This window comes from Alteromonas sp. BZK5, from assembly GCF_014349115.1.
Taxonomy (GTDB): Bacteria; Pseudomonadota; Gammaproteobacteria; order Enterobacterales; family Alteromonadaceae; genus Alteromonas; species Alteromonas macleodii.
Genome location: NZ_JACSOE010000028.1, coordinates 19,604 through 43,931 on the forward strand (window position 1 = coordinate 19,604; position 24,328 = coordinate 43,931).

Here is a 24,328-nt window from a genome sequence, read left to right on the forward strand (position 1 = left end):
TGTAGTGTGTGAAAAAAACACTATAGCGAAATTAGCCCTACAAGTTGTTACAAGCTGTGTATTTTCACTATAAACACTTTTTCTATCCCCCCCGCCATGCTAAAAATTAGTAAAAAGCGTGCACGCAATACGCCACACCATTCTTTCGAAGGGATGCACAGGTTTCGCAACGCACTAAAAACAATAAGCGACAAGCCCAAATGTCGCCCAATAAAATGAAAAGGAAAACTCGACATGTTACGTAGCGTTTTAAGCTTAAGCGTGGCACTGGCCCTCACGGCTTGTAGCCCACAAAATTCATCCACAGAACAACAGACACAGAGCGCGGCTACCGAAGAAGCTCAGCAACAGCTTTCTTCAGGTGTCATTAAAGAAAATATGGATCTGTCTGTTGACCCAGGTGATGACTTTTTCCGCTACGTAAACGGCAAGTGGTTTGATAATTTTGAAATACCGGCAGATAAATCGAGCTACGGTTCTTTCGTGATCCTTCGCGATGAAGCACAAGATCACGTTATGGATATTATAAAATCGTCTGCCGAAGGCGACTTTAAAGCGGGCAGCGACGAGCAAAAAGTCGGTGATTTTTACCGTGCCTATATGGACATGGAAACCCGCAACGAACTTGGTACGACGCCGCTAAAGCCTGAGTTAACTAAGATTGATGCCATTGAAGACTACACCGATCTTGCTGAGTATTTCGCTTATGCAGCTCGCTATGGCTACGGTACGCCGTTCAGCCTAACTCAATACCCTGACCTTAAGTCGCCAAAAGAATATTTGATGTACACGTGGCAGTCGGGCTTAGGCCTTCCTGAGCGCGAGTACTACTTCAAGGACGACGAAACATCACAAACCATTCGCGATGCCTACGTTAAACATATTCAAACCATGTTTGAGCTGGCGGGTTTCGACGCGCCTAAAGAAAGTGCGGATATGCTGTTCGCACTTGAGACTAAAATTGCTCAGCTACATATGAAAAAAGAGCAGGCCCGTAACTTTGCTGCCAACTATAACAAACTGACAATTGAAGAACTTAAAGCGTTGATGCCTAAGTTCGACTGGGACGCTTATCTTACTGAAGCAGACATTAGCGACATTCCTTCGCTAGGCATCCTGCAAAAAGACTACATGCAAAACATTGATGGCGTTATTGCAGAAACCTCACTGGAAGATTGGAAAACGTTCCTTAAGTGGGGCTTGTTAAATGCTTCAGCCAGTCGCTTAAATGCCGAGCTTGATGAAGCAAACTTCAATTTCTACAGCAAAGTGCTTCGCGGTGTTGAAGAGCAACAGCCACAATGGCGTCGTGCAGTAAGCCTTTCAAATGCCCATGTAGGCGAGCTAATCGGTAAGGTTTATGTAAAACAGCACTTCCCGCCTGAAGCGAAAGATCGCATGATGGAAATGGTTAATAACCTGTTGTTAGCTTACAAAGAAAGTATCGAAAATCTTGATTGGATGACAGATGAAACCCGTGCACAAGCACTAGACAAGCTGTCTAAGTTTACGGTGAAAATTGGCTACCCAGACCAGTGGAGAGACTATTCAGCGCTGACAGTTAATGCCAGTGACCTGTTTGGAAACCTAAAGCGTTCTTCGGACGTGCTGTACGAAGAAATGCTTAAGAAACAAGGCGGCCCAGTGTGGACCCATGAGTGGGGCATGACACCTCAAACTGTTAATGCTTACTACAACCCACCGCTAAACGAAATTGTATTCCCTGCGGCTATCCTTCAACCTCCGTTCTTTGACATGAACGCCGAAGACGCGGTTAACTACGGTGGCATTGGCGCGGTAATTGGTCACGAAATTGGCCATGGTTTTGATGATTCAGGGTCAACCTTCGACGGTGATGGCGTTCTGCGAAACTGGTGGACTGACGAAGATCGCGGCGAGTTTGAAGCACGCACTGCGAACTTGATTGAACAGTATAACCAGTTTGAGGTTCTGCCTGACTTGCACGTAAACGGCGAATATACCCTAGGTGAAAACATCGGCGATCTTGGCGGCATCAGCATCGCACTTAAAGCTTACCACCTGTCTCTTGATGGTGAAGAAGCCCCTGAACTAGACGGTTTCACTGGCGATCAGCGTGTATTCATTGGTTACGGCCAGGTTTGGGCAAGCAAGTATCGCGAAGAAGCGTTGCGCAGCCAAGTACAAACGGATACCCATTCACCTACGAAGTTCCGCACTAACGGTGCTGTTCGCAACGTACCTGAATTCTACGAAGCGTTTAACGTGACCGAAGAAGATGCGTTGTATTTACCACCAGAAGAACGCGTGAAAATTTGGTAATTCGCGTACTCTAAAACAGTACATAGAGAGTAGCGTACATAAAATACGATAGCTAAAGCCCCATGTTTGCTTCACCAAACTGGGGCTTTTTTTGTCGTGTTGAAGTGTATGACCGAGCAGTTTCAAAAAGGCTAAATATGAATGTAAGAACAACTATTGTCTTTAGCACCTTAGCGTTGATTTACCTGGCGACGCTGCCGCTTACCCCCTACGTGGCGCAATTCTTACCCAAAGCCCTGCCTATTGTGGTATTGGCAGTTTTCGCCTATACAAAACTTAGCGCCATGCCGCGATACATGGTGTTGGCGGCGTTACTTTTTAGTCTTGCCGGAGATGTTAGTCTGGCCTTGCCCTTTGCTGATAGTTTTATTACCGGCTTGGCGTGCTTTTTTGTTGCCCATTTAACGTATGCTATGTGTTTTGCGTTGCTGCATCGCCGCCTAGTAGAAACGCCCGGCGACCATATCATTTCGCGCAAACCAAAGTGGTTCATTAGTATTATTATGGTTAGCTTTGCCGTAATGATGGCAGTGCACATTCTGCCAGCGTCGAAAGCCTTATTTTACCCTGTAGTCGCCTATATTAGCGTAATCACACTGATGGGTTTAACCGCAGTGTGGTTGGCTCAAACCAAGCTAATCGTAACCGGTGCGTTACTTTTTGTGATATCAGATGCCATTCTCGCCCAGTCGGTTTTCAAAACCCCGCTTCCACTGTCTACCTTTTGGGTAATGACAACTTACTATGGAGCCCAATATTGCTTAACCATGGGGCTTGTTGATGCGTTTTTGAGAAAAGAGAACAGGCAGGAAGAAAAGGGTCAGGCCTAGTTAGACAGCGAAGTTAAAACGTCTATCGCCAAACCGGCTTTTTCAGCTGGCACGAAAATATGGTCGTGATAATAAGCGGCCACCACGTTGGCGCTAACTCCTGCCTTACCCAGCGCAGTGGACATAGCTGCAGTCATGCCTACCGCTTCCAAACTAGAATGCACTTCACAGGTTATACAGCGGTAATAACCTTCAAATTGCAAGTTAGCTTTCTCGGCTGCGGCAACCGGAAGAATAAGCGTGGTGCCCTCGCGTTCCTGAAACATACCCTTAGCTACTGAAATTAACGCACTGGTTAAGCTATCAGCAGGCAAGGTAGTGAAAACGTAAACTTCACTACTCGCCACAGGATTCAGATTTTTCAGTAACACGCTCAAGTCAGTTTCAGCGACCACACTCACCTTCCTTTGTATAACGTCAACACATATCTATTAAAGCTTTCGGGCTCTAATACGCTTTCCTTTGATCTTTCCTTCTCTAAAGTGCGCCATGGCTTTTTTCACGCTTCGCGTTTTCACTGCGACAAAACTCATGCTGTTTTGCACTTTAATTTTGCCCAAGTCGTCGCCAGGAATGCCCGCATCTTTGGTAAGTGCACCCACCAGATCGCCTGGGCGAAGCTTTTCTTTTTTACCCGCGCTTAGTGAAATACAGGTAAATTCAGGCTGAGTAATTTTGTTTTTATGAAAACGCAGGCTTTGTGCGCCTTTAAGTGGAATATCGCTTTCTTGCAATACTTCTATTTTTCGTAAAAAGTGCTCTTCGTCATCGCTGACTAGCGTGACCGCCATGCCCTGTGCGCCTGCTCGCGCCGTGCGACCAATGCGGTGAATATGGGTTTCCGGCTCTTCACTTACTGTGTAATTAATTACGCAGGCAACATCATCAATATCCAGCCCTCGCGCAGCTACATCGGTGGCAACAAGTACTTGTAGCGCATCGCTGGCGAACTGCATTAGCACCGATGTGCGTTGATGCTGTTCCAAGTCCCCCTGAAGCCCAGCCGCACTAAAGCCATCTTCGATAAGCTCCTCAACCACTTCATTTACCTGAACCTTGCGATTACAAAATACAATAGCGTTTTTAGGTTGGTAGTGGGTAAGTACCGCTTTAAGCGCCTGAGTGCGTGTGTGCGGGAGCACGTTGTAGCCCAATTGGGTGATAGCGGGTTTACTGTCTTGAGACTCAACTTTACAGGTTACCGGGTTGTGCAGGTACTGCTTGGCTACACGCTCAATTTGTTCTGTAAAGGTTGCAGAAAACAACAGGGTTTGCACTTGTTTCGGCGTTTGACCGAAAATAATGCGTAAATCGTCTTCAAAGCCCATATCTAACATGCGGTCGGCTTCATCGAGGACACGCAACTTTACGTTACTTAGGTCAATTCGACGCTTTTCCACATGATCCATAACGCGACCCGGCGTGCCCACAATAATATGAGGGCTATGCTTCAATGACTGAATCTGCGGCCCCATAGGCTGGCCACCACATAACGTGGTTACTTTAATATTACCAATGTTCTTAGCCGCCGAACGGCACTGTTGAGCCACTTGATCAGCAAGCTCTCGGGTAGGACAAAGTATGATAGCCTGCGTGGTAAAATCATTCACTTCTACGTGCTGCAAAGCAGGAATTACAAAGCACAGCGTCTTGCCGCTGCCTGTCTGCGCTTGGCCTATCACATCTTTCCCCTGCAACGCTTCAGGGAGCGATTGTGCCTGTATAGGGGAAAGTTGGTAAATGCCTTGTGAGTCTAGCGCCTTGGTGATGGCAGGGTTTATATCTAAATGCTTAACTGTTTCAACTGTCATTAATTTGGGTTCCAAAGGTGCACTACACCATGTTCGGTATGATGAGCTATGCCGTATTCTTGAGACACCATGTCACTCCAGGAAGAAAGCTGCTCATTAAACTTGTCACTCATTTTCACACCGGCCGCCGCTAACTTTAGCTTCTCTAAAACTAAAACACAGGTGTCTTTCTTTGACAGTGCTAGGTAGGCCGTTGAAATGTCGTATTTACTCGATAGGGTTATTGTCTCACATTTAAATTGTTTTGGGTTACATCCAAAGTCAATTGCCCCCTGAGAACCGAAAATAGTATCAATTTCGTTGTTGATCAGTGCGTCCACTAATGCCTGCCACGAATCATAGGCTTTTACTTTGAAGCCATGCTCTATCGCAACGTTATAGCGATAGTCTTCCAATAAGGTACCAACCCTAAAGTTCTTTGGTACGTTGGCAAAGGATTCAAAATAGGGCTTATCGATGCCGTACAGCCCATGAAGGTTTCTTGATACCGGCGTTACCCAGTGAAACACGCTTTCTCTTTCATTCGTGCGAATTACTGAGAATACCAATACGTTAGACTTGGTCATTGCTTCCTTTGCAATACGTTCCCATGGCGCGGAAAGGATATTCTGCTTGAGCGTCATCTCATCTAATATGTCTCTGACCAAGTCTGCAGCAATGCCTTTAAGCTTTCCTCGCTCTCCCACCTCTGAAAAAAGTGGCACAATGTCGGCGATGACCCAAAGATTGTCGGTATTAGTATGCAGCTCACCCGCTAAGCTTAGTATTCCAAAAGAGAGTATTGTGGCCGGGAAAGATGTTTTCAGTTCATCCCGCATAGCGCTAGCAAGTAATGTGAAGTTGTTTGAACCTTTGTATTGAGCAATCAGCTCGCTCAACCGCTCTGCAATATCGGCAGAACCTTCACTTTTACTCAGTGCGATATAGCTCACTGCTATTGTCGTTGCCTGACAGCCCGAATTCGGCGTACATCGAACATTATTTCCACATTCAAAGGCAAATAGCGGCGTGATCCAATAATAACTATCTTCGTTATTTTCATCTCTGATCAAATTGATAAGGACGTCGGCACTATTCGATATAGTGTTAGTAGCAGGCGTTAAATCAATGCCATTTTTTGATAAGGCATTTTTAAACACCGTAAGTGAGTAAGATTGAATACTCTGCTTCTCAGAGGGAGATAGGGTACTTGGTAAATCTGGGGCGTGAGAGTAAGAGAATGCTTGTGCCCAAGTGGATGAACTCCACAGGGCACATAAACAGACAATAACAACAAAAACTACGCTTGAAATGCCTTTTCTAATTTCCACTGCAACGTCTGCCCCGCATAAAATGGAACCATATCTGTGCCATCAGCTAGGGTTACTTGTTCTGGCACCGTCCACGACTTTTTCACTAATGTCATTGTAGTCGTATTTCGTGGTAAACCATAAAAATCTGCACCGTAATGGCTAGCAAATCCTTCAAGCTTATCTATTGCGCCTAGCTGCTCGAACACTTCGGCATAAAGCTCAATTGCAGACCATGCGCTATAACAACCCGCGCAGCCGCAAGCATTTTCTTTTTTATGTCTTGCATGAGGTGCCGAGTCGGTACCTAGGAAGAATTTTTTGTTGCCGCTTGCCACCATATCGCGCAACGCTTTCTGATGCGTGTTGCGTTTTAGCACTGGCAAGCAATAGTTATGAGGGCGTACGCCGCCAACCAGTAAATCGTTGCGGTTTAACAATAAGTGCTGAGGGGTAATGGTGGCTCCAACAAATTCGCTGGCGCCCGCTACGAAGCTTGCGGCATCTGCTGTCGTAATATGCTCAAACACCACTTTCAGCTTAGGGAATGCGTCAACGATAGGCCCTAAATGGGTATCAATGAACACTTTTTCACGGTCAAAAATATCAATGTGATGTTCGGTCACTTCACCGTGTATCAACAATAGCAAACCTTGCTCTTGCATGGCTTGAAATACAGGGTATAAAGCCTGAATGCCTTTTACTGCGGCGTCTGAATTAGTAGTGGCCCCTGCAGGATATAGCTTACACGCAGTTACGCCCGCTTGTTTTGCATCGATAATGTCTTGAGGTGTAGTTTGATTAGTAAGGAATAAGGTCATTAATGGCTCAAAGCTACTGCCTTTAGGTCGCGCAGCCTCAATTCGCCCTTTGTACGCCATGGCCATTTCAGCATTAACCACCGGTGGTACAAGGTTTGGCATAACAATAGCGCGCTGGAAACAACGTGCGGTTGCAGGCACTGTTTCAGCTAGCATTTCGTTATCGCGAAAGTGAAGGTGCCAATCGTCTGGCGTAGTAATGGTGAGCGTTTGCATGCCTTGTCTCTCTTAGTACTTATTCAAACAGAGGGGAAGATGCGCGCAATAATAGCACAATTCCCATTTTGCGCGCAGAACAACTCGCTCGAAAGTGGCTATGAATTCTCTTCGCCTTGCTCTACCCAAATAAGCTTGCTAACGTCGTACCCAGCCGATGTCGCTTTTTCTAGTAAACGGGTGCGAACTTCATCTGAAATAGAAGGTGTTCGCGCTAAAATCCAAAGGTAGTCTTTATCTGGGCCTGTTATCAAAGCATATTGATAACCTTCTTGATCTAGTTCCATAATTACATAGCTGGCGTAAAATGGGCCAAAGAACGATACCTTCAGATGCCCTGTCGTTTCAGACTCTACAAAATACGCTTTGCCCTCGGCTTCATCCCATACATTTTCTTCTACTGAAAAACCGCGATTAATTACCTTAACCCCTCCGTCATCGCGCATGCTATAGGTTGCCGTAACTTCGCTTAATCCTTCTTCGAAGCTATGGTCAAAGCGCGCTATTTCATACCACTTCCCTAAATAACGAGGAAGCTCAAAGCCTTCAACCGGCACTACCTTGTCAGGTACGCCAGTACAGCCAGACAAGCCCACACACACCATACCCGCCATAAACATTGAAACTAACTGCTTAAACATATGCCCTCTTTTCCTTGAACTTAGCTTTTAAAAAGCCCACTGATTAATTTAAATACACGCCTACATCGCAAAAATGATCTTTATCGGTGCTGCAACACCATAAACCTTCAAGCTAGGCTAACGGTCGACAGTAAAAATACGCTCGCCTAATCAGACTTTTCTTATCGCTTGGACCATATTACAGTGCTTTTAAAATAAGCCTTGAGCTAATACAGGCCCTGCCCACTCGATATTCTCAAACAGGAAGAAAATGACATGAATGCACACTTTCCACACGCAAGCCGCTTAATATATGGATGCATGGGCTTAGGTGGCGGTTGGAACGACAAACCGGCAACCAAAGCCGATATAAGCCAAGCAAGAAGCATCATTGATACTGTGCTGAGTTTAGATATTAATGTGTTTGATCATGCTGATATTTATACGTTCGGCAAAGCCGAAACGGTTTTTGGTGAAGCGCTCAAGCAAGCGCCCGAATTAAAAGACAAAATGATTATCCAATCTAAATGTGCAATACGATTTGAAGATGATTTAGGACCAAAGCGTTACGACTTTTCAGCAAATCACATTCACACGTCGGTTGAAGGCATTCTCTCTAGATTAGGAATAGAACAGCTTGATATACTGCTGCTGCACCGTCCAGATCCACTTATGGAGCTAGACGAAGTCGCCGGTACACTGACGCTGCTTCAGCAGCAAGGTAAAATAAAGCATGTTGGCGTTTCAAACATGCATGGTCACCAAATTAATTACCTGCAGTCTGCACTTTCCACACCTATCATTGCCAACCAACTTGAAATGAGTCTTGGCTTTAGAGACTGGTTAGAAGACGGTATTACTACCAACAGTGCTGCTAATCGCGATACAGGTTATGCGCCCGGCACACTTGAATACTGTATGATGAACAACGTGCAACTTCAGGCATGGGGAAACTTGGCACAAGGTAGATACACAGGTGCAAAAGTTGAAAATAGTAATGACCGTGCAACAGCAGACTTAGTGACTCAACTTGCAGGTGAATATCAAACTACGCCTGAAGCGATTGTTTTGGGCTGGTTGATGCGACATCCTGCCAACATTGCGCCCGTTTTGGGCAGTACCAATATTGACAGAATTAAAGCAAGCCAAAAGGCTGAAGATGTTCATTTAAGTCGAGAGCACTGGTACAAGTTATTTGAGGCTGCTCGCGGTCAAGAGATGCCGTAAGCATAAATATTAAGGAAATTAAGATGCTGAAAGGCTTTCACCACGTTGCTATCATTTGTAGTGACTACCCTCGCTCAAAGACGTTTTACACGGACGTGTTGGGCTTCTCGATTATTGATGAAAACTACCGTGAAGCCAGAGACTCTTACAAATGTGACCTCGCGTTACCTGATGGCAGTCAGATTGAGCTTTTTTCGTTTCCGGGGGCACCGCAAAGACCGTCGTGCCCAGAAGCGCAAGGACTTAGGCACTTAGCGTTCAAGGTGGACAACCTTGATGAAATGATTAACCACCTAACGAATAAGCGAGTTGAATGCGAGCCAGTGAGAACCGATGAATACACCGGCAAACGCTTTACATTTTTCCAAGATCCTGACGGTTTACCTCTAGAGCTATACGAAATCTAAAAATCGCGTAGCCGTAATAGAAAAATGCCGAATAAGGGGTCTCTTATTCGGCATTTTTATCAATAGCGATACAAACTTTTATTGGTCGAGCATCCTGACTTCCCGCTGCGGGAATGGTATTTCAATATCATGCTGCTGAAGAGCATTAAAAATGGCTTGGTTTAGTGCATAGCGCACTTCGAAATGCCTTACAGCTGGCGCCCAAACCCGAATACCAAAGTTAATACTGCTGTCGCCAAAATTATCTACACCAATGGCGGGGGACTTTTCTTCGCTGACTCCATCTACCGTTTCAACAGCCTTGCGAATCACATCGATTACCTCATCGACCTTACTGGAATAGGCAACGCCAATTTCAAGTTCAATCAACATGTTCTCTGCAGAATTATGCAAGATTTCACCGACTATCAGTTTGTTGGGTATTTGGATGTGAACATTGTCTTCGTCAATAAGAATGGTATAGGGCAACATGACTTGATCGACCACCCCTGCAACACCACGCACGCGGATAGTGTCGCCAACAACGAAAGGACGGGTAATAATTATGGTAAAGCCAGCGGCATAATTGGCCAACATACCTTGAATAGCTAAACCTGCACCTAAACCTACAGCACCTACGGCGGCTATAAGTGGGGTTACGCTAATGCCCACATTACCTAATGCTATAATTATTACGATACCCAATACCACTAGCTTGCTGGCACCGCCGGTAAAGCGGCTCAGCGTAATATCGATATTTCTGCTGACCATCAGGTTTTCAACCATGTGGCCTATTTTATTGGCCACCCACCAGCCAAGCAGAAAAATAATGATGGCGCCTACAATTTGGAAACTGTAGGTCACTGCAAATTCTACAAGAGTGTCGTAAAGGGCTTGCGCTTGTTTTAACTCATCCATGGAACGTGATTAGACTAGAAACTGATAGGAATAACCGAAGCTTAAACAACAACGTGAGGAAAAACCAGTGCCGAGAGCAAGCCCGGCACGTTACGGTTTTAAGGAATAAAGAGCGAGCATTGCATTTAGTTGGCGTATTCGCTTGCCTCAATTTCCGCTAAACGTTCTTTGGTAGGGTTCTTAATGTAGTTATACACCAAGCCAACAAAGAGCACGGCAGCAAAACCCGTGGCTACCATAAAGCCATACTTGGCGTCGCCACCGTTGGCGTCGCTCACCAGGCCCATGATGAAAGGCCCTGCAGCCGCACCTGCTGCGGTGAAGAACAAGATTACTCCGGCTACGCTTCCGTGTTGATGTTTTGGGAAACAGCTTATGCCTTTTGAGTTAAAGGTAGGATAAATTACTGACATAAAAATGCCCGTTAGCGGGAATAGAAACAACGCAAGTTGTTTTCCGCCCCACAGACCAAGACCGAAACACAGTACAATAGCACCAGTGAACACCATAAGAACCAATGCCCAGTTGAAGTGAGACATCATCCAGATGCCTACGAAACGCCCTGCAGCACGAAGGATAAAGAATGCCGTTACCGAGTATATTGCAAGGGTCTGAGAGAAGCCTTCAGTATAACAATCATAGGTCGCTTTAAGCGTAGTCGCGTCGCACACTAAATAACTCGGCATCCACACATAAATGGCGCTTTCTGCGGCGACATATAAAAACGCGCCTACTGAAAATCCTAAAGCATAGGGGTTTTTCACTAAACTTAAGCTCTGCGCTATCGATACTTTCTTTTCACCTGAGGCTGTTTCGCGAGTGTAAGCGGGGTATTTCACCAGCAAAGCACCGATTATAAGTAGCGTACAAACACCACCGGCGATTACATAAAGCCACTGCCATGCAACGCCTTGATGAATGAGATAAGCGACAATAAGAGGCCCGATAATTGCGCCAACGCCAAAGAAGGCTTCTGCCCCATTCATAGTAGCTGTGTGCTGTTTGGTCGATGTTGAAATATCACCGATGAGCGCCAGCGCACCTGTTTTAAAGATGCCCACGGCAACGCCAGATAAGCTCATTAAACTAACAATCAACACAAAGTCGTTAGCAATTAAGAAGCTGTAGCATGCAAGGCCAAACAACGCTAAACCAATGATAATGGTAGGCTTGCGGCCTAACTTATCAGCCAAAAAACCTAGGAAAAGACCCGATAAGGCAATACCTAACATAGGGAGTGAATGCATTAAGCTTGCTTGAGCATTGGTGACAGAGAACGCCACTTTCACTTCTTTGATTATCTCGCCTACCGAGTCTGACGTCATCGCAAACATCATAAACATTAGGTAGGTTAGCCATCTGATAATTCTGCTACTAGGATCATGATTGGGCATAGTCTGTCTCACAAGCACGGTATGAAAGGCCTTGTTCAGCCCTTCTAAACTTCACAAAAACACGTTGATCATTGCACGCATTCAGTAGGTCAAAAATAACGATGTAATAAACTTGATAAATGAGCTTAATCGTTTAAGATAAAAGTTAACAGAATTTAAAAAGCCTGTAAACCTGTTAATTAGGATAGGTTGTATGACGCACCTAAGCGTCGCACTTTGGAGTTTTCTATGAGCTATGCTGCTGACAGTGGTGTATGTTTAGACCGAATCTTGGCATCAACCGATTTATCTGGTCTAAGTAAGAAAGATGCAACAACTTTTACGCGTCGCTTGAAGGAACATTTTCCTCGTCTTTTTGACAAATATACCTACGTTTATGGGCACCAGTATGACTGCTACTTTCATTTACAAAAACTGGTTGAAATATTAAGAGACGGGTTAAAAAGCCGTAAACCAGCCCTCAAAAAGCTTGATAATGAAAGGTTAAAAAACCCGCTTTGGTATCGCGATGAACAGCAAGTCGGCATGGCCTGTTATGTTGACCTGATGGGCCCCACTCTGAATGACTTGCATGACAAAATTCCCTACTTTAAGTCTTTAGGCGTTACCTATGTGCACTTAATGCCTTTATACGATGCGCCCAAAGGGGATAGCGATGGAGGATATGCTGTGTCGGATTATCGCAAGGTTAATCCAACGCTAGGCACAGTGAAAGACCTGGAAAAGCTTGCTTCAGCACTTCAGAAAGAGGGAATAAATCTTGTTCTCGACTTTGTGTTCAATCATACCTCTGACGAGCACGCTTGGGCGAAAGCTGCACTGGCAGGTGAGAAGCAGTTTCAAGGCTACTACTACCTTTTCGATGACAGAACCATTCCCGATCAGTACGAACATACTTTAAGAGAAATATTTCCCCAGGTAAGAAGAGGTAGCTTTACCTTTAATGAACAGATAGAAAAATGGGTATGGACGACATTTAACAGCTTTCAATGGGATTTAAACTACAGTAATCCTGAGGTGTTTAACGCTATCACGTCTGAAATGTTGTTTCTGGCCAATATAGGTAGCGCTGCACTGCGTTTAGATGCGTTGGCCTTTATTTGGAAAGAGCTAGGTACTAACTGCGAAAATCAGGAAAAGGCCCACGTACTTATACAAGCGTTCAACTGTTGCTTACAAATTGTAGCGCCTGCCGTGGTCTTTAAGTCAGAAGCCATCGTGCACCCTGACGAAGTACTTAAGTACATCGAAAAAGATGAGTGTCAGCTATCCTACAACCCTTTGCTAATGGCACTGCTATGGAATTCGTTAGCCACGCGTAAAACCCGTTTGCTTACGCGCTCAATGAAAAAGAGCTTCTCTATTTCTGAGAACTGCACATGGGTGAACTACGTGCGATGCCACGACGATATCGGATGGACCTTCGACGACGCGGTAGCCAACGAACTGGGTATTAACGCATTCGATCACCGCCATTTTCTTAATCAATTTTATACCGGTCGTTTTGAAGGAAGTTTTGCCAACGGCGTGCCGTTTGCTGAAAACCCTTCTAACGGCGATTGTCGTGTGTGTGGTTCACTAGCCTCTTTATGTGGGCTAGAAGGCGCGCTTAAATCCAACGATTCAAAAGGCATTGATGACGCTGTGAAACGAATGATGCTGCTTTACGGTATCACCTTTAGCATTGGAGGTATTCCGCTACTTTACTCTAGTGATGAAGTAGGCAAGCTTAATGACTACAGCTATCGATTTGATGACACCAAAAAGCACGACGACAGATGGGTAAACCGAATTGCTGTTACCCGCGCAGATACGGAATTGGCGCTAGGAAACACGTCGCCTGCCAACCCTACAGAGACTGCGAGCCTTCGCGTGTTTAACGGATTGCGCAAAATGATAGCAATTAGAAAGCAGAATGCGATTTTCGGGCAGTCTAGCACCCAAATTTTAGATGCCGATAACCATCATTGCTTTGCTTTTCTTCGGGAAAATACACAGGGTCACAAGCTGCTTGTGATATGTAACTTCAGTGAGCACCCTCAGACCATTCAGCGTAGCCTTTTGGCAACACTAAAGGGCGCATCAGGCCGAGATTTGCTAACTGATGAAACTGTCGAAATGAATGCTTCACCACTATTGCTTGAGCCTTTTCAACAAATGTGGCTTCTTACTGATTAGAGCTCGAGCTTTCGCCATATCTTGCTAATCGCTGTTTGAAAAGTGGTTAGCAAGTTATCCGCAGCTTAGTCGCCAAATTAATTATCTTTACTGCCAGTGACTTATCGAATAAGTCATTTTTTCACAGGCACGCCAATAAATACCCACTATACTTTTTATAGTGAATAGATAGTTCACATAGCTTCCGAAGGACTTTGGTAGCCTAGCCTGTGTTTGACTGGCTCTCAAACTGATTGACGCGGAAGTAGCACTCTTCTTGTTGTGTGTGGTTTGTTTCTTGCTTCACGCAGAGGTATTACACAGCGGGATTCGACTTATGTCATATGGATATGTTTAACATGGTAACGGATAAAACGATGCAAAGTGATAGTGCTTTGGAATACATGTGCCCGTATTGCGGCGCAATAAATGACTTCCAGCTAGAAACAGTTCGCGACATGTATCACGAACAGCATGAATCTTGTGGGTGCTGTAACAAAGTACTCAGTTTAACGGCGGCCAATGGTATTGGTGGCCGTATCAATTTGATTGTCGATTCACTGGATGCAGAGCTTGTTATCAAATAAAGCGCGTTGGAAAGCGTAGCAAAATGTTAGCAAACAAAAAGCCGCTTCATGAGCGGCTTTTAAAGTTCTTGAATAAAGTTCCGAAACAGGAATTTCAACAAGCATCAACTACCGAAAGAACTCTCGTTTCAATTCATTATCAGTAAGGAAACGGCCGCCGAGCGCAGACGTTTTCGTATATGAATTAGTATCACGGATCCCTCTCGCCTTAACGCAATAGTGCGTAGCGTTAATGCTCACCGCTACGTCTTCAGTATTGGTCAGCGTCTGCAACGCAACTAACACTTGTTGAGTTAAACGCTCTTGTACCTGTGGACGTTGAGCAAAGAAACCCACAAGACGGTTAATCTTTGAAAGGCCGATTACTGTATCTTTTGGAATATAAGAAACGGTTGCCGTGCCATCAATAGTAACAAAGTGGTGTTCGCAGGTGCTGGTCAGGCTTATATCAGATACCTGTACAGGCTGGTCAATCTGCATCTTGTTTTCAATGGCAGTAATCTTAGGAAATTTGCGGTAGTCCAATCCACCGAAGATCTCATTAACATACATTTTAGCGATTCGCGTGGGCGTATCACACAAACTGTCGTCAGTTAAATCAAGGCCAAGCGTGTCCATTACGTCACGCATAGCACTTTCAATTCGTTTGCGCTTTTGCTCGTCAGTAAGACCATTAGCCACCATAGGTGTTTCTAAACCTTTGGCTTCTAATGCTTCTCGTACACGTTGTGCTGGCTCTGAAATAGAGGGGTCTAGTGCGTCGCGCACAATTACCGCTTCTTTTACTAACATTACTTTATCCGTAGTTACTTCTTTTTTGATCTTGTACGAGCATGAGTTCGTTACAGATCGATTACTTGGCAACATGACTTTTATTTAATGTCATTGCTACCGACTGTGCATTTGGCACAGAATAATAAAACCGTTACCTTTTACGAAAGAAGGACATCATCTTGAATTCACCTGTGTTAATTACAGGCGCAAGCCAACGTTTAGGCTTAGCTATGGCCAATAGTTTACTTGACCAGGGCCACCACGTTGTCGTGACTTATCGAACACTTCGTCCAAGTATTTCAATGCTTGAGGATAAAGGTGCTACAGTCTTACAGGCGGATTTTAGCACTGAGGCGGCTATTGATCGAGCAATTGATGAGATTAAGGCAATCAGTAAAACCTATCGAGCGGTGATCCACAACGCGTCAGATTGGGCGCAAGAAAAAGATAACCATGACAAGCATAGCTTGATTGAACGAATGATGTTGGTCCATGCTGTTGCCCCTTACCGCATAAACTTGGCACTTGAAAAGGCTCTTTGTGATTGCGACGTTCAGTCTGACATTATTCATATGACTGACTACGTTCAAGAAACAGGCAGCGAGAAACACATGGCTTATGCGGCAAGTAAGGCAGCCCTGCACAACCTGACCCTATCATTTGCTAAGAAGCTCGCACCAAAGGTAAAAGTAAATAGCATTGCCCCAGCTTTGCTTATGTTCAATGAGGGTGATGACGAAGCTTATAAGCAAAAAGCGTTAGAAAAATCACTGTTAGAGATAGTACCGGGGGCGCAAGAGGCCGTGAAAGCCGTGAACTATTTATTTGATAGTGACTACGTGACAGGGCAAACCCTTCATCTCAACGGTGGGCGGCATTTAAGATAAAGACTGCCCCTTTTTTCTGTCATTTCAGTTTTCCTTATGGCTTAAAGTAATCGTCACCGCCAATTAATTTCATCGCCATTTGCCTTGGTCTCATGCTGAGGCATGGCTATAATCCGAACCCTATTTCGTGGCTATTTGGAATTTTACTATGCACGGCAACCGTACTATGGCGCCTGAATGGCATAACATTGATGCTGTTATATTAGCGTGGCCTCATGCGCAAACCGACTGGGCTCCATGGTTAGAAGACGCGAGAGCGACGTATCTAAACGTGATTGCTGCAGTAAACCGCAACGATGCGGGTGTGATTTTATTATGTGCGCCGAGTGACGTAGACGATCTTAATTCTCGTTTACCAGAGAACGCTCGAGTGCTTATTGTTACTGCCTCATTTAACGACACATGGATGCGCGACTACGGCTTCATCACTTGTAAAGACAGTGAAGGCAATGGCTCGCCGGTAGAATTTCGCTTTAACGGTTGGGGCAATAAGTTTAACGCCGCTGAAGATAATCTGGCGAATCAGCGTTATCTTGCCAGTATGTGTAAATCTGTACTTCGCAGCAGCCCAATTGTGGCAGAAGGTGGCGCGCTGGAAATTGATGAAGACGGACACCTATTAAGTACTGCCCAGTGTTTACTTAACCCTGAGCGTAATGGTGATATGTCGCTAAGCGCTTACGAAGATGCATTTAAAGATATGCTAGGCTGCAGCAAAGTTACTATTTTGCAGCATGGTCATTTAGAAGGCGATGATACTGACGGTCACATCGACACATTAGTGCGTTTCACGCCGAACAAAGGCCTAGTGATCCAGGCGTGTAACAACCGTCCTAATGACAGTCACTTTGAAGGGTTGAAAGCGTTGTGCGACGAGTGCGCCCTTGAGCTGCCTGAGCATGAACAGTTTCATCTGCCGCTGCCTAATATTGTAAATGACGAAGGGGACCGCCTGCCGGCATCGTACGCAAATTACTTAATTTGTAACAACGCAATATTATTGCCTGTTTACGGTGAAGAGGAAGACGCAGAAGCCATTGAGACTGTACAAAGAGCACATCCCAATCATATTGTTGAACCAATCGATTGCAGTGTACTCGTAAGACAATACGGCAGCTTGCATTGCATTTCCATGCAGGTTCCCACAAATACATTAAAAGATTCGATTATCACCACCTTAAAGAAAGGAGTGTCATTACATGCGCCCAGCTAAGCTAAAAGTGGGTCTGGTACAACAGGCCGTTGCCGATAACGATAAAGCAACGAACTGGAATAAAAGTGCCGAGCAAATTGCCAAATTAGCCGCTGAAGGATGCGAGTGTATTTTGCTTCAAGAACTACACAGCACCCTGTATTTTTGCCAGCAAGAAGATACTGACGCCTTTGATTTGGCTGAACCAATTCCTGGACCTGCGACAGAATTTTTTGGTGAACTAGCCGAAAAACACAATATCGTGTTGGTGACATCTTTATTTGAAAAGCGCGGTTCAGGTTTGTATCACAACACCGCAGTCGTGTTCGACCGCAGTAAAGAAATTGCGGGCAAATATCGTAAAATGCATATTCCTGATGACCCAGGCTTTTACGAGAAGTTTTACTTCACACCGGGCGATATGGGCTTCACGCCTATTGAAACCAGCGTAGGTAAACTTGGCGTATTGGTGTGTTGGGACCAGTGGTATCCAGAAGCGGCGCGCCTAATGGCGATGGCAGGTGCGGACTTGTTGTTCTACCCTACCGCAATCGGCTGGGATTTAACTGACACAGAAGAAGAACGTACCCGTCAGCATGGTGCATGGGAAACCATTCAGCGCTCTCACGCTGTGGCAAACTCAGTACCGGTTATCGTGGCAAACCGCACTGGATTTGAAGCGTCACCTGTTGAAGGTGATCCAGGTATTCAGTTCTGGGGACAAAGCTTTGTAGCAGGCCCGCAAGGTGAGATTTTGGCCAAAGCCGAAGCTGAAGGTGAAACCACGCTAACCGTAGAGCTTGATATGGAACGTACCGAACAGGTGAAGCGCATTTGGCCTTACTTCCGCGACCGCCGCATAGACGCCTACGACGAACTAACCAAGCGCTGGCGCGATTAACCTAAATAATGGGGTCAGAGTACATTTTCCAAGACAAATCTATGTCACAAAATGTACTCTGACCCCTTTTTTAATTCTGCCGCGGTGGAAATGTACTCTGACCCCAATTTTGTGGTTACACTTTAAAAATAATGTTGTCGTAGAGCATGAATACCTGTCGTGAACGTTTAGGCAGAAGCGTTAGCATTACCTCTTCATCTATATCTAGCCCACCAGTGAACTGACCAAAGGCTGGCATCACAAATACATTTTCGTTGTTAGTAAAGCATTTGCCTGAGTATCGGCGGCGAGTAATGGTTGTGCGCTTTTTGGGGTGATAATGGCCAATAACCTGAGCACGAGTTTCACTCGTTTCTACTTCGTGTCTGAAAACCATATTATCTAGCACTATTTCAAAACACGGCGTACCCGGTATGCCGTCGGGTAAATCTGGATCATGATTACCTTCTACCCACATCCACTCGTCCACATTGCTAACTAATCTGCATAAGTGCTGACGGTCCTCAGTGGTCATGCGCGACATGCTGTGTTTGTCGTGAAAGCTGTCACCTAAGCTGATTACTCGCAGTGGCTTGTAATCTTCGATGATACTTTCTAACCGCGTTAACGTGGCAGTGGAATCTAAACTCGGCAATGGGTTCGCATAACTGCGTAAATAACTGCCTTTTTCTAAGTGCAGATCAGACACTATAAGCCAATCGCATGCGGGTAAATACGCCACACCGCGCGCATCTAGCAGCCACAAGTAGTCTGCATATTTTGTGATAGTGATGTGGCGCTGGCTTACTTTTTCGGTTAGCCACGCGTCAGTTATTGCCAAATTGCCCTCTTATTCTTTTCGTCTTTGCTTTTATCTAATATTATTCAACAGATGAGCCCGATAACAATGCGCGCACTTCATCTAACATGGTTTCAGCTTCTGCATATAAATTAGCTTGCTCAATGATAGCCTGCGCACCAGCGCCTTTCACTTGCTCACTGCGCACATCCAGTACTATAGGAATGGCCATGGGCGACGGTTTTTCAAGGTTTACCAGTGTCGTTGAATCCACGTAGCGAATAAGTAAATTAGCAAGTCGCCTTAAATCAAGTAGCTCACGCTCTGCATCGGCCCGTGCTACTTTAAGTAAGATATGGTCGCGATCGTGTTCGCGCAATGTATCGTAGATAAGGTCGGTAGAAAACGTTACTTGCTTCATGGTTTTTTGGCTGGCGTGATAGCGCTGTTCAGTGAGCCCACTCACCACCGCCACTTGCCTGAACGAGCGCTTGAGCATAGGTGCCTGTAACATCCAGTCTTCTAGCTCATCCCCTAAAATATCAGGCTGGAATAGTTGCTGCAGCTGTCCTTGGGTGATGGCGTTTACTGAAGCCACCGATAATCCGTAATCGGTCACGCTGAAGCTTAAAGGCTTAATGCCCATTTTTTCCATTCGTCGCGTTAGCAACATACCTAAGGTTTGGTTCGCTTTGCGTCCGTCAAAGGTGTAGTACAAGGTATAGTGCGCCTGTCTAAACGGAAATTGTTCTACAAGCACGTTGTCAGGACTAGGCAATTGAGAAAACGCCTGTTGAAGTTTAAGCCACTCTTGTACCTGTGCAGGCAGTGCTCTCCATGATTTCTGAGTAGCCAAAATTGCCCGTACCCCATCCGCCAAGTAAGTAGATAGCGGCATTTGACCACCCGCGTAGCTTGGTATTTTCGGCTCTTTTGCTTTTGCAGGCTTAGCGTGTAGCTGCATGTCGCGAATAGCCTCAAAACGCAATACTTCTCCTGCAAAATAGAAGGTGTCTCCGGGCGTTAACTGCTGAGCGAAATACTCTTCTACTTCACCAATTATCTTGCCCTGATTTCCTCTTCGTATACGCTTTACTTTAAGCCGCCCCGCTTCAACGATAGTGCCTATGTTTTGTCTGTGCCGTTGAATAACCCGCCGATTCGCTGGCGAGTAAGTGCCATCGTCGTTTTTCGTCAGCCGCTGATATCTTTCATACGCATTAAGCGCACTGCCCCCGTCTTGGGTAAATTGCCATAGTTTGTCGAAATCATCTCTATCGAGCCCTTGGTATGGCGTGGCGGTAAGTATCTCTTTATACAAGGTATCTGGGCTATCAGCCCTACTACACAAGCAATTCAGTATAAATTGCGGGACAATGTCCAGTGCCCCTGGCTGTGGGCTTTCCCCGTCTAGCTCCCCTTTTTCAATAGCGGTGATCGCCGCCTGACACTCCAGCGCTTCAAAACGGTTTGCCGGTACGAGCAACGCTTCACTTGGCTCGTCGAGCCTGTGGTTTGCTCGCCCTATGCGCTGCAGTAATCGGCTCACGCCTTTTGGTGCGCCAACTTGAATAACCTTATCCACGTCCCCCCAGTCAATACCTAACTCCAAGGCCGACGTACATACAATTGCCCGCAGCATGCCGCTTGCCATCATGGCTTCGGTCTTACGACGCTGCTCTTTGCTCAAGCTACCGTGATAAAGGGCAATGGGTAGCGCAGCCTTGTTTGCCTCCCACAGCATTTGAAACAACAGCTCTGACTGAGCTCGCGTATTCACAAAAACCAGTGTGGTTTTGGCGTTTTCAATGGCCTGGTAAATATCATCGATGGCGTAGCGAGCCATAAAGCCGCCAAAAGGCATGCGCGCTTTAGAGTGCAGCATTTCCACCTTAGGTTTTTCACCCGCTTTCACTTTTACAATATTAGCTACACCGTCACTGCCAGCCAGCCACGCACCTAGCGTTTCGGGAAAAGCGACGGTGGCTGATAAGCCAATACGCTTACAATGCGGTGATAGAACGCTTAACCGCGCGAGGGCGAGTGAAAGAAAGTCTCCGCGCTTGTTGGCCATTAAACTGTGTGTTTCGTCGATGATCACGCGTTTAAGCTTGCCAAAAAGCTTATCTGCATCGGCGTAGCTCAACATCAGCATGAGCGACTCTGGTGTGGTAAGCAGGATGTTTGGCGGCTTTTTCCGTTGACGCTGGCGCTTGTGTGAGGGCGTATCGCCTGTGCGTGTTTCTGCCGTTATCGGCAGCGCCATTTCTTCAATGGGCTGTAACAAATTTCGATGAATATCTTGCGTGAGTGCTTTCAGCGGCGATATGTAAAGGGTATGTAGGCCGTTGAACCCATCCTTTTCTTTTCCTTTTGTTGCCTGTTTGTTTATTGCTTTTATTTCTGCTTGTTCACTGGTTCCGGTCTTCTTAACAAGCTCCTGGTTTTCCGAAATCTCATCAAGTTCACTCGTACCGAATGCCTCAGCAAGCTCGCTCATACCAAATGTCTCTGCAAGTTCGCTCATACCAAATGTCTCTGCAAGTTCGACTAGGCTAGGTAAAAAGCCAGAGAGGGTTTTGCCAGCGCCGGTTGGCGCAATCAATAATGTACAGTCATGCTGGTCTTTCTCCACCAGCATGGTGTGTTGATAATCGCGTAGTTGCCAGCCTTTTTGTTCAAACCAATGGGCAAAGACTGAAGGAAGTGAAGTCATTGATGGTTCTTGTTAATACTTTTAGCACTTATACGGCAAAACCTTGGTTAGGTTTACTTGTCACGCCTTACGATAGATGCACAATGTAATCATCCTCAGCGCGTTTAATGTTTAGATACATTTTTCACTTCGACCTTATGCATTTTCTTAGCGTAAACTTCAGCGCAGAGTTTTTGACCTTCTTATGTTTCACGAATTAGCGATTTTCTTACAAGGACCGTACATGCGAATTCATTCAATAGACGCCGTTAGAGGTTTAGCCATTCTTGGCATCTTATTCATGAACATTACGTTTCACCAAAACGGTTACGCTAACTATGCATTTTTTGAAGAGCCGCTATTATCAGACACGGTTATTTCACTTTTTAATACGCTGTTTTTGGATGGACGATTTCGCTCTCTGTTCTGCTTGTTGTTTGGTGCAGGTCTGGCAATTCAATTTGAGGCCTGTGAAAAGCGCGGACAACATTTCCTAGATTTCTCACAAGCCAGACTCAAGTGGCTGTTTGTATTTGGGCTACTGCATGGCGTATTTATTTTCAGCGGCGACATCTTGCTTTATTACAGCCTGTGCGCATTTTTTATTTTAAAACACTTCACGCTCCCTCAAGATGAACTCAAAAAGAAAAGTATTCATTACCTTATTGTGGGAAGCGCAATTATGTTAGTTGGTGGGCTCATCATGGCGTTTGTGTTCGACATGGGGGCTGAACTGGCAACACGACCCAGTGAAACATTTAACGAAGAAGTGGCCTTGTGGCAAAGCGGCTACTTAACGCAGCTTGGTATTCAAGCATCGTTTATGCTGTCTACGGTTATTGTCGCGCCATTCACTATGCTGTGGCAGTCTATGGGGCTTATGATGTTTGGCGCTTATTTGTATAGGGCAGGCTTTTTCAATCACGGCTTCTCGTCACTGATATTTAAGAAGTTAGTATTGGTTGCTATCGTCACATCCATCATTACTGCACTTCCGCAATTTTTATTCGAACAGGTAACATTAGATGTGATCCCCATGTTCACTAGCATTCCAGCCATTTTCTGTGCTTTGGTATACGCTCACCTATTGATAAATATAAGACATACTGCGGCGTGGTGGTATCAGTCGCTTATAAACTGCGGCAAAGTTGCGTTCACCCTCTACTTAACCCAATCAATAGCACTCGCTGTACTATTTCGCATCGTCATGCCCGCTTATTTTCCAAACTTTATTTACAGCGTAACGTTGCTTGATTTGCTTCTTGTCACCATCGCCTTCACCGCAGTACAAGTTATTTTGGCGAACGGCATTACTAAGCACTTCAACCAAGGTCCCTTTGAAGCCCTATGGCGAAAAATGTATTTGCGCAGTTTTCACAAAAAGCAAAAATTGAAACAGGACGAAGTAGAGCAGCTCACCTAACGCCATATCGCTTGCATCTTGAAAATTGTGTGTATACTGAACGGTAAACGCGACCTAAATAAGCAGGCCTGCTAAGCTTTACTCAATGTTAAAGGTTAGCAGGCCAATGGCTTTTCCTTAGCCATTGAGGTAAATAGGCATGATACAAAATCGACGTCGAGTAAGGCTATTTTCAATAGTAGCGGTGATGATAATTTGGCACCTTTTCTGTCAACAAGTTTTTGGAAGTGTGTTGGACAGTGCGCAAACATCACAGCTCGCCCCTAGCAGTTACGAAGTTAAGATAGTCGAAAGTAGTGAACTCGACTATGCCTCTCATGCCTATTACTCTGCATTACTTAAATTAGCGCTCAGCAAAACAGAAGACCCTATTAAACCAACATATCTTGTAGAGAGTAGCGGCAATTTGGTTCAAGAACGCGTTCTGCGCCAACTAAACCAAGAAGGGGGAGTTGACGTGTTTTGGACAGTGACGTCAAAACTGCGTGAACAGCAAGCCATTCCGGTGCGGGTTCCTCTATTGAACGGAATCATGGGCTATCGCGTCTCTTTGATCCGCCAAAATACTCTACATGAGTTTAACAATGTTCGTAGCGCGCCTGATCTAAAGCGGTTTGTTGCAGGTCAAGGTCACGACTGGCCCGATTTTCAGATTCTAGAGCACAACGGATTTACTGCGTTAGGAACCAGTAATTACGACATTATCATTGAGCTTTTAAAGGCTGGTAGAATTGATTACTTTCCACGTGCGGCTCATGAGGCGGTGGTAGAGGCGAAATCGCTAAACGACCCAGACATTATCATAGAGCCTTCAGTTTTATTGTATTATCCGTCTTACATGTTTTTCTTCGTTTCACAATCGAAACCTGAATTAGCGCAGCGCATAGAACGGGGATTAAATATTGCTCGACAAGACGGAAGCTTCGCCGCGTTATTTGAAAAGTACATTAATTTTAAAGATATTGAAAAAGCGCTGAAGCTTTCAGAGAGAACCGTACTCAAACTTAATAATCCACACCTCTCCGAAGCGACGCTAGAGGCAACAGCATCAGAAGCCCAACAATTTGAGGTTGTACAATAGGTAGCTCGAATAGCACGTTATAGAACTACAGCATCCTTAT

The 24,328-nt window shown here is 45.4% G+C and carries 21 protein-coding genes; 11 read left to right on the forward strand and 10 right to left on the reverse strand.

All coding sequences use genetic code 11. The features are described 5' to 3' along the window. Positions 1–234 precede the first annotated feature (234 nt). Both BIZ39_RS10230 and BIZ39_RS10235 read left to right on the forward strand, forming a co-directional pair. Positions 235–2,301, forward strand: coding sequence for a M13 family metallopeptidase (locus BIZ39_RS10230; protein ID WP_187446907.1), 2,067 nt, complete (start codon positions 235–237; stop codon positions 2,299–2,301). Positions 2,302–2,438: 137 nt separating this feature from the next. Continuing rightward, complete coding sequence (locus tag BIZ39_RS10235; RefSeq protein ID WP_262385748.1) at positions 2,439–3,131, forward strand: lysoplasmalogenase; 693 nt, start codon at positions 2,439–2,441, stop codon at positions 3,129–3,131. Here BIZ39_RS10235 and BIZ39_RS10240 read toward each other — a convergent pair. From BIZ39_RS10240 to BIZ39_RS10260, 5 genes are all read right to left on the reverse strand, one after another. Then, positions 3,128–3,526 (reverse strand): ACT domain-containing protein, encoded by a 399-nt coding sequence (locus BIZ39_RS10240; protein ID WP_187446909.1) that lies wholly within the window; start codon positions 3,524–3,526, stop codon positions 3,128–3,130. The two genes, BIZ39_RS10235 and BIZ39_RS10240, sit on opposite strands and share 4 nt — an antisense overlap. Before the next feature lie 36 nt (positions 3,527–3,562). After that, positions 3,563–4,942 carry an ATP-dependent RNA helicase DbpA gene (gene dbpA / locus BIZ39_RS10245; RefSeq protein ID WP_014951051.1) on the reverse strand — a complete coding sequence of 460 codons (1,380 nt, stop codon included), beginning with the start codon at positions 4,940–4,942 and terminating at the stop codon, positions 3,563–3,565. Continuing rightward, positions 4,942–6,252 (reverse strand): substrate-binding periplasmic protein, encoded by a 1,311-nt coding sequence (locus tag BIZ39_RS10250; protein WP_187446910.1) that lies wholly within the window; start codon positions 6,250–6,252, stop codon positions 4,942–4,944. The genes dbpA and BIZ39_RS10250 overlap by 1 nt, the downstream gene beginning before the upstream one ends. Next, positions 6,222–7,268, reverse strand: a complete 1,047-nt coding sequence (gene pyrC, locus BIZ39_RS10255; RefSeq protein ID WP_187446911.1) for a dihydroorotase — start codon at positions 7,266–7,268, stop codon at positions 6,222–6,224. The genes BIZ39_RS10250 and pyrC overlap by 31 nt, the downstream gene beginning before the upstream one ends. Positions 7,269–7,366: 98 nt before the next feature. Beyond that, a complete protein-coding gene (locus BIZ39_RS10260; RefSeq protein WP_187446912.1) occupies positions 7,367–7,909 on the reverse strand; it encodes a lipocalin family protein in 543 nt (180 codons plus the stop codon). 255 nt (positions 7,910–8,164) lie between these two features. On the opposite strand from BIZ39_RS10260, the gene BIZ39_RS10265 reads away from it, so the two are divergent. Together BIZ39_RS10265 and BIZ39_RS10270 are read left to right on the forward strand one after the other, a co-directional pair. Next, positions 8,165–9,115 (forward strand): aldo/keto reductase family oxidoreductase, encoded by a 951-nt coding sequence (locus BIZ39_RS10265; RefSeq protein WP_168463634.1) that lies wholly within the window; start codon positions 8,165–8,167, stop codon positions 9,113–9,115. 23 nt (positions 9,116–9,138) lie between these two features. Further along, positions 9,139–9,522: a VOC family protein gene (locus tag BIZ39_RS10270; RefSeq protein WP_168463633.1), complete on the forward strand. Its 384-nt coding sequence runs from the start codon at positions 9,139–9,141 to the stop codon at positions 9,520–9,522. 78 nt (positions 9,523–9,600) lie between these two features. Here the strand turns inward: BIZ39_RS10270 and BIZ39_RS10275 are convergent, their stop codons facing one another. After that, the gene (locus BIZ39_RS10275; protein ID WP_014977631.1) at positions 9,601–10,419 is read right to left on the reverse strand and encodes a mechanosensitive ion channel family protein; all 819 of its coding nucleotides are present in this window, start codon (positions 10,417–10,419) and stop codon (positions 9,601–9,603) included. Positions 10,420–10,544: 125 nt separating this feature from the next. Continuing rightward, positions 10,545–11,762 carry an MFS transporter gene (locus BIZ39_RS10280; protein WP_187446920.1) on the reverse strand — a complete coding sequence of 406 codons (1,218 nt, stop codon included), beginning with the start codon at positions 11,760–11,762 and terminating at the stop codon, positions 10,545–10,547. 279 nt (positions 11,763–12,041) lie between these two features. Between BIZ39_RS10280 and BIZ39_RS10285 the strand changes: the two genes are divergently transcribed. Continuing rightward, positions 12,042–13,991 carry an alpha-amylase family glycosyl hydrolase gene (locus BIZ39_RS10285; RefSeq protein ID WP_069945101.1) on the forward strand — a complete coding sequence of 650 codons (1,950 nt, stop codon included), beginning with the start codon at positions 12,042–12,044 and terminating at the stop codon, positions 13,989–13,991. Positions 13,992–14,314: 323 nt separating this feature from the next. Further along, on the forward strand, positions 14,315–14,557 hold the full coding sequence (locus tag BIZ39_RS10290) for a hypothetical protein (protein ID WP_061486716.1): 243 nt from the start codon (positions 14,315–14,317) through the stop codon (positions 14,555–14,557). A gap of 108 nt (positions 14,558–14,665) precedes the next feature. On the opposite strand, the gene folE is transcribed toward BIZ39_RS10290, so the two are convergent. Beyond that, positions 14,666–15,349, reverse strand: a complete 684-nt coding sequence (gene folE / locus BIZ39_RS10295; protein WP_187446913.1) for a GTP cyclohydrolase I FolE — start codon at positions 15,347–15,349, stop codon at positions 14,666–14,668. A gap of 161 nt (positions 15,350–15,510) precedes the next feature. On the opposite strand from folE, the gene folM reads away from it, so the two are divergent. From folM to BIZ39_RS10310, 3 genes are all read left to right on the forward strand, one after another. After that, positions 15,511–16,218, forward strand: a complete 708-nt coding sequence (gene folM, locus BIZ39_RS10300) for a dihydromonapterin reductase (protein ID WP_049588769.1) — start codon at positions 15,511–15,513, stop codon at positions 16,216–16,218. A 148-nt stretch (positions 16,219–16,366) separates the two neighbouring features. Further along, positions 16,367–17,431, forward strand: a complete 1,065-nt coding sequence (locus tag BIZ39_RS10305) for an agmatine deiminase family protein (protein WP_049588770.1) — start codon at positions 16,367–16,369, stop codon at positions 17,429–17,431. After that, positions 17,418–18,311 (forward strand): carbon-nitrogen hydrolase, encoded by an 894-nt coding sequence (locus BIZ39_RS10310; RefSeq protein ID WP_039229281.1) that lies wholly within the window; start codon positions 17,418–17,420, stop codon positions 18,309–18,311. The genes BIZ39_RS10305 and BIZ39_RS10310 overlap by 14 nt, the downstream gene beginning before the upstream one ends. 115 nt (positions 18,312–18,426) lie before the next feature. On the opposite strand, the gene pdeM is transcribed toward BIZ39_RS10310, so the two are convergent. Together pdeM and BIZ39_RS10320 are read right to left on the reverse strand one after the other, a co-directional pair. After that, positions 18,427–19,131: a ligase-associated DNA damage response endonuclease PdeM gene (gene pdeM, locus BIZ39_RS10315; RefSeq protein ID WP_049585741.1), complete on the reverse strand. Its 705-nt coding sequence runs from the start codon at positions 19,129–19,131 to the stop codon at positions 18,427–18,429. A gap of 40 nt (positions 19,132–19,171) precedes the next feature. Further along, positions 19,172–21,805 (reverse strand): ligase-associated DNA damage response DEXH box helicase, encoded by a 2,634-nt coding sequence (locus tag BIZ39_RS10320; RefSeq protein WP_187446914.1) that lies wholly within the window; start codon positions 21,803–21,805, stop codon positions 19,172–19,174. 223 nt (positions 21,806–22,028) lie between these two features. Here BIZ39_RS10320 and BIZ39_RS10325 point away from each other — a divergent pair, with 223 nt between their 5' ends. Both BIZ39_RS10325 and BIZ39_RS10330 read left to right on the forward strand, forming a co-directional pair. Then, entirely contained in the window at positions 22,029–23,207 is a 1,179-nt protein-coding gene (locus BIZ39_RS10325) for a DUF418 domain-containing protein (RefSeq protein ID WP_187446915.1), read from the forward strand. 139 nt (positions 23,208–23,346) lie between these two features. Next, positions 23,347–24,288 carry a transporter substrate-binding domain-containing protein gene (locus BIZ39_RS10330; RefSeq protein ID WP_239217666.1) on the forward strand — a complete coding sequence of 314 codons (942 nt, stop codon included), beginning with the start codon at positions 23,347–23,349 and terminating at the stop codon, positions 24,286–24,288. Positions 24,289–24,328 lie beyond the last annotated feature (40 nt).